This window comes from Lutibacter sp. B1, assembly GCF_012524075.1.
Taxonomy (GTDB): domain Bacteria; phylum Bacteroidota; class Bacteroidia; order Flavobacteriales; family Flavobacteriaceae; genus Lutibacter.
The window spans coordinates 1-6551 of sequence record NZ_JAAZUI010000040.1; the positions used below are offsets into that span (position 1 = coordinate 1).

The following is a 6551-nucleotide window of genomic DNA, read 5'->3' on the forward strand; positions in this document are numbered from 1 at the left end:
CCTCAATAATCATTTGTTTATTCCAAGCTCTATTTCTTATTTCTCCAAATTGTTTTCCATTGACAAGTCTATCATAAATTCCTCCTTTTCGGGTTTTTATCATTCCGTTTTGGGTGATTTTTCCAGTCGAACCGATATAAACCAATTCTATTTTTCCTTTTTTTAAAGCATAAATTAAATAAATTCCAATTCCGCTTTTTGGTGCATTACAAATTTCTCGTAAATCATCATTTTTCTCAAAGAAAAAGTGTCCATTTGTTTTGTATTTTTCTAGTTCATCAAACATGTTTCAAGTTTTTATCAGTATGAAGCACAACGGTCTCGGCTATGAGTAGTTGCGTGGTTTAGCACTTAACTTTGCAAGTACACACCAAGTTGGAAATTCCGCAGGAATTTCCAAAGTAGGCGAGAACAAGCAATTACTTATAGCCCTTGTTGTGCTTTCGTGCTTTACTCAGTTTCTATTATATAAACAAACTCCTTTACAAATTTCACTTGTTCCGAAAGTTTTTTGCTTGAAATCGTATTGGTTTTAGGTAAGCTTGGAACAGTATTCATTACTAGAATAAGGTTCATAAGGTAACTTGTTTTTATTGCGTAAGATGCGTTTTCTGCTCCAATATGTTTAGCATTGATAATACCGACTATGTTACCATTAGAGTCAAACAATGGGCCTCCACTATTCCCAGGTTGTACTGGAACTGATATTTGGTATGTAGTTATATCACCTTGAAAACCTGTTTTTGAGCTGATTATACCATTTGTGAGTTTCACTTCATCACCCATTGTAGCCCGTAAAGGGTATCCTAAAGCATAAACAGAATTGCCAACATCACTAAGATTACTATTTATTTTGTAGGGTGGTATACCAAGTGATGTAAAATTTTGGTCATCAACTTTTATTATGGCAAGGTCATTGTTTTTATCCTCTACAATTACTTTTGCATTATAAACCCTTGAAAAATTCCCTTTTACACCACGCACACTAATTTTTGATGAGCCTTCCACAACATGATGATTGGTGACAATATAGCCATTTGATGATATTGCAAATCCAGTACCTGATGATTGCACACCGCTACTGGTTGTAACATCATCTTCATTTGTTGGATAAAGTTTAAGATATAGATTTTCTTCCCTGTCAGTCCAAATTAGCTTCATTAAGCCTCTTTCAAAGCCTATATATAAATCCTCATTAACAGTTTTGTTGCCCATAAAATACTTTACCTTATAAAGATTTGCTGATGCTGTTTTTGTCAGATAAGCTTTTATATCACCTATCTTCCAACCTGGGTTTTCTGCACCACTTAAGTAGATGAGTTTATACCCATTATCAGACTTAATTAGACCAAGTTTATACTTTGGCATATTCTCCCTTTTAACGGCATTTTCGTAAATTCCTTCTACCACATCTGCACCTTTACTTTTCCAATGAGATTTTAAAGAATATTCTGTCCAATTAGATTTTGGATGCGTATCAGGATTTTTGATGGTATAATTCCAGAATTTATAACCGCTACAACCAGTGGAAGAGCCTTTGTCCTCCAAAGCGAAACTCGTGTAGCCATAGGGCGGCACATCGGCAAACACTAATGTATAACGATATTTCATTCCGATAGTGGGTTTACTCCATCCCCAATTATCACTGCAGTCAGCAGAATGAGTGGATTTTTTATCATTTGAAAGAGCACCTATGTACTTTCCCTCCCAAGACCCTATTCGTATTTTCGTATTATATGAAGTTTGGTATGTTAGACGGCTCATTTTTCGTGTTGGAATCATTTCAATTGTCACGAATGTCAGGCCTCTTTCTCTGTCAATTTCTACTGAGTATAATGATGCCGTTTTTCTTTTTGATTCAACTTTATTTGATCCGTAGAAGTATGTAGTTTGAGCATATGATAAACTACTTAAAAATATTAAAGTAATTATTAAATTAATTTTATTCATGTTTTCTTTCGTTATTCTTGTTCTGTTTTCCCTAGCATGAAGCACAACGTGTTTGTGTAAGGAACGTTGCGGTTTTGTGTGCGAGGATTTTCCGTAGGAAAATCAGCAGCTAGCAAAAGAGCAACGACCAAACGATTGAACTAAGATAAGCAATGTTTTTTACACGGTGTTAGCTTTTAGTGCTTTTTCTCTGCTTAATATTTAGTTCAGATTATTCTTTTTTTTTTTGATCTAGTTTTAATTCCGCAAACGAGCTCAAATTCCGCAATATTTTTAAATCAGAAGTCAAGTGAGCAATTCCGTAACAGGCTAAACTCCGATTGAGTGATATTCCGAGTTTTCAATTCAGTTTCGATTCCGCAAACAAGCTAAAAGATCAGACGTAATTTAAGTTCGGGTAGAGTGTGAATGCAATTTGGTATTCAAAAATCGGCAGTCTAGTTTTTCGGTTCTTACTTACTTAAAACTCTAAAAAATTCCGATAATCAAACCAGGCTTTTTTCATTTGCGCAAACTTGCTCCAGCATTAAAGCTAACGTTAGCGTATAAATTTCAGTTGCGGAAAATCGGTACGATTTTCCGATTGAGTCTGAAAGATAGAAAATTGCAATGAATTTCCGTAGGAAATTCAGCCGCAATTGAATTTATACAATGTTGGTTACAGTTATATTTCAGTTTTTTAAGGTTCATTCAGAGTTTGTTTTGCGTTTTGCTATTCAATTCCACGTTATGTTTCCGCAATTTTGGAATTCGATAGAGTAGCAGTAATCAATTCACGTTTTTTTTAAATTCCGCTCAAGTTGATTTCAGCGCATAGTTCCGTTTTACATTTTTCAATTCAGCGTTACGTTTCGGTCTCGAGTATTAAATTCAGTTTCCGTTATTTTTTTGCGCAAAGTTCCGCTGTTTTCAAAGTTCGGAATTCGCACGATTTTTACGTTTGGTTTTTCATTCCGCTATTGTAACCAACGTGCGCGTATAAGCGCTGTTGCGGACTAAATATACGATTATTTTCGAATTAAAAGTCAACTGATGGCAAAAACGGTGCGAATTTTCCGCAGGAAAATTCCGCCGAAATAGCGTTTGTACATTGTTACTTGCAGTTACTTGTGTTGAGATTTTGCAATTCGTTTTACGTTATGCATATCAATTCCACGTATTATTCTGCAATTTTTGAATTCAATCGAGTTTGAGTAATCAATTCACGTTTTGTAAATTCCGCACGAGTGAGTTTCTGCGCACAGTTCCGTTTTACAATTTCAATTCAGCGTAAAGTTTCGGTCTCGAGTTTTAAATTCAGTTTCCGTTTGAGTGAGTTTCCACGCAAAGTTCCGTCGTTTTCAAAATTCAGAACTTACACGATTTTTACGTTTAGTTTTTAATTCCGCTATTGCAAGTAACGGTCTTGTATAACAGAAAGTAGCGGGTAAAAGTGTGCTAATCTGTCCGTTGTGAGTTATTTTTGTTTTATGTGTCAACTTTCGGTCTGACACTTAACCGCTATTTTTGTTATACGTTGTTGTGTGTAGGTTTTTATTTTTTCCGTTATATTTATAAACTGAAACTAATCAAAAAATAATTATGTCAGAAAAGTTCAATCCTAAAGATGTCGTTCAAAATTTCATAGAACATAGGGAACGTTATTTTAAAAGCCGAATTAATGAACACCGTTTCTATAGTGAAAAATATCAATTTTTATTTGGTATCGAATTTAGAAAAGAAAATAATAAATCAGCTAATTGTTATTATCATTGGATTGAAAACTTGGAACAGTCTTTTGACTTACTCAAAGAATTGGATGTTTTTGAACTTGATAAAGCAAAAAATAAACTGTTTATGATTAATAAGAGTTTTGATAATGGATGTGACTTTCCGTGTTATATAATTCTATGCGAAAAGTTTATCAGACTCGACCCTTAATCTCTCCGCATAATTATAGAGTTTATACAAGATATATTTTTCAAATAATAGTGTATTTTTTGATTCAGGGTATTTCTCAATCCGTTCATCCACGTTTTTTATCCATCCATTAATTCCAATATTGAAAGGTTCTAAAAATAAACCCCTATAATCTCTTAAGTAATATTCTTTTTCTTCTTCTGTAAAACTGTTATCAATTTTGTTTATAAAGTTTAATCTTTCTTGTTCCGTCATAAGTTTTGTTTTTTAACTTACACACAACGTTAGCGTATAAATTTCAGTTGCGGAAAATCGGTACGATTTTCCGATTGAAACTGAAAGATAGAAAATTGCAATGAATTTCCGTAGGAAATTCAGTCGCAATTGAATTTATACATTGTTGGTTGCAGTTATAATTCAGTTTTTTGAGGTTCATTCAGCGTTTTGTTTTGCGTTCTAATATACAATTCAACGTTTTGATTCCATTATTTTAGGAATTCAATCGAGTAGGAGTGATCAATTCACGTTTTTATAATTCCGTTCGAGTGAATTTCTGCGCACAGTTCCGTTTTACAATTTCAATTCAGCGTTACGTTTCGGTTTCGAGTATTAAATTCAGTTTCCGTAAAGCTCTTTTGCGCAAAGTTCCGCTGTTTTCAAAGTTCGGAATTCGCACGACTTTTACGTTTAGTTTTTAATTCCGCTATTGCAACCAACGTTTGCGTATAAATTTCAGTTGCGGAAAATCGGTACGATTTTCCGATTTAGACTGAAAGATAGAAAATTGCAATGAATTTCCGTAGGAAATTCAGCCGCAATTGAATTTATACATTGTTGGTTGCAGTTATAGTTCAGTTTTTGAGGTTCATTCAGCGTTTTGTTTTACGTTTTACTATTCAATTCCACGTTTTATTCCGCAATTTTGGAATTCGATAGAGTAGAAATGATCAATTCACGTTTTTAAATTCCGCACGAGTGAATTTCTGCGCACAGTTCCGTTTTACAATTTCAATTCAGCGTTACGTTTCGGTTTTGAGTATTAAATTCAGTTTCCGTAAAGCTTTTTGCGCACAGTTCCGCTTTTTTCAAAGTTCAGAATTCGCACGACTTTTACGTTTAGTTTTTAATTCCGCTATTGCAACCAACGTGTTAGGCTATGTTGTCGTTGTGGAAAAATCGGCAAGATTTTTCCGCCATAGCAATTAGTTTAGTAAATATACGAGGATTTTCTGAAAAAGAAAATCCGCCACAATGCAATATAGCCATTGTTGGTTAAAGTAACTTAATCAAACATAGTTGGATTTATCAATTTTAGTTCAAATTTAATCGATTCATTTCTCAAATCTGATGATTTTAATTCTCTATTTTCATTACGTGATATTTCTCAAATTCAGTTGAAAGAAGTTGCAATTTTTCAGTTTATGGAAATGATGAAAAGCAACTAAAACAATCAGAAAATCTTTCTTTTAGAGCTTCACTTTTCAAGTTTAGTACTAATTATAAAAAGAAGATGACTGATGGTTTCAATTTTCTATTTTCATTCCGTGATATTTTTCAAATTCAGTTGAAAGAAGTTGCAATTTTTCAGTTTAGTAGAAATGATAAAAAACAACTAAAACAGTCTAAAAATCATTCAAACGAGTTCGTTCTTTTCAGTTTAATAGAAAATTAGCTTAAAAAATTAAAAATAAGAGAAAAACTCGTACGTTTTAAAATTTATTCAACTTAACGGATTCAACTCATTAAATTTCTCAATTTAGTAGAATGATAAAATAGGAGAGAAGAGTTCTCAGAGTAATTCTCAGTCGAAGCAGAATTTTAGTTTTGGAAGAAAAATAAATCAAAAATTCATTCCGGAATAATGCTCAAAATCGGACTAATTTTCAGCTTTAGTAAATCATTATTTTTGAAAGAAAATTTCTCTGCCAAGTTCCAATCTCGTTATTTTAACCAACGGTTTAGGCTATGTTGTCGTTGTGGAAAAATCGGCAAGATTTTTCCGCCATAGCAATAACTTTAGTAAATATACGAGGATTTTCTGAAAAAGAAAATCCGCCACAATGCAATATAGCCATTGTTAGCATATTTAGCGACACGTTCTGCTGAGCATTGAATTTTTCTATTATCAGAGATTTATCAAACATACTTATTTTTCTCATTTAGCTTTTTCTCCGTTGTTATTTTCACGTTTTACAGGAAAAACTTTGAAATTTCTCAATTTATTGGCAATTATTCATTTTAAAGATAATCGGATTCGTTGCTCAAAATCTTAACCGTTTCAATGCTCAATTCCGGTAGAGTGGAAGTCAATCTGGAATTTTTCAGGCTAGTACATATTTTTCATTAAAAGCCAAATTCATTCCGATTTAATTCTCATACTTTTTTGAGTATAAATCACTCAGAAATTTCTCGGTTTAGTACAATTTTTTCAGTAAAAACTCAATTCTTTCCACTTTCATTGCTCAAATCTGACCGCTACAATTTTCACTCCGAAATATTGCTAAAAATCATAGTTTTCAATTAACTTTTTCAACTTTAATTTTTCTGACCAAAACTCATTCGAGCTATTTATGCTAACGGGCTTGGCTATGGTTTCGTTGCGTGAAAATCCGCGAGGATTTTCCACCGTAAACCGAAGATAGCAAATTTGCGAGGACTTTCCGAAAGGAAAGTCAGAAGCAATGAATTATAGCCGTTGTTGT

Annotated in this window: 5 protein-coding genes; 1 reads left to right on the forward strand and 4 read right to left on the reverse strand. The window is 33.1% G+C overall.

All coding sequences use genetic code 11. The features are described from left to right. Both HGB55_RS14280 and HGB55_RS14285 read right to left on the reverse strand, forming a co-directional pair. A partial coding sequence (locus HGB55_RS14280) for a hypothetical protein (RefSeq protein WP_168817652.1) occupies positions 1-286 on the reverse strand: 286 nt, incomplete at its 3' end. Positions 287-450: 164 nt separating this feature from the next. Continuing rightward, a complete protein-coding gene (locus HGB55_RS14285) occupies positions 451-1548 on the reverse strand; it encodes a S1C family serine protease (protein WP_168817654.1) in 1098 nt (365 codons plus the stop codon). Positions 1549-3531: 1983 nt separating this feature from the next. Here HGB55_RS14285 and HGB55_RS14290 point away from each other — a divergent pair. After that, the gene (locus HGB55_RS14290; protein ID WP_168817656.1) at positions 3532-3870 is read left to right on the forward strand and encodes a hypothetical protein; all 339 of its coding nucleotides are present in this window, start codon (positions 3532-3534) and stop codon (positions 3868-3870) included. Here the strand turns inward: HGB55_RS14290 and HGB55_RS14295 are convergent. Next, a complete protein-coding gene (locus HGB55_RS14295; protein ID WP_168817658.1) occupies positions 3838-4104 on the reverse strand; it encodes a hypothetical protein in 267 nt (88 codons plus the stop codon). The genes HGB55_RS14290 and HGB55_RS14295 overlap by 33 nt on opposite strands. Positions 4105-5807: 1703 nt before the next feature. Then, positions 5808-6008: a hypothetical protein gene (locus HGB55_RS14300; RefSeq protein WP_168817660.1), complete on the reverse strand. Its 201-nt coding sequence runs from the start codon at positions 6006-6008 to the stop codon at positions 5808-5810. Between the last annotated feature and the right edge of the window lie 543 nt (positions 6009-6551).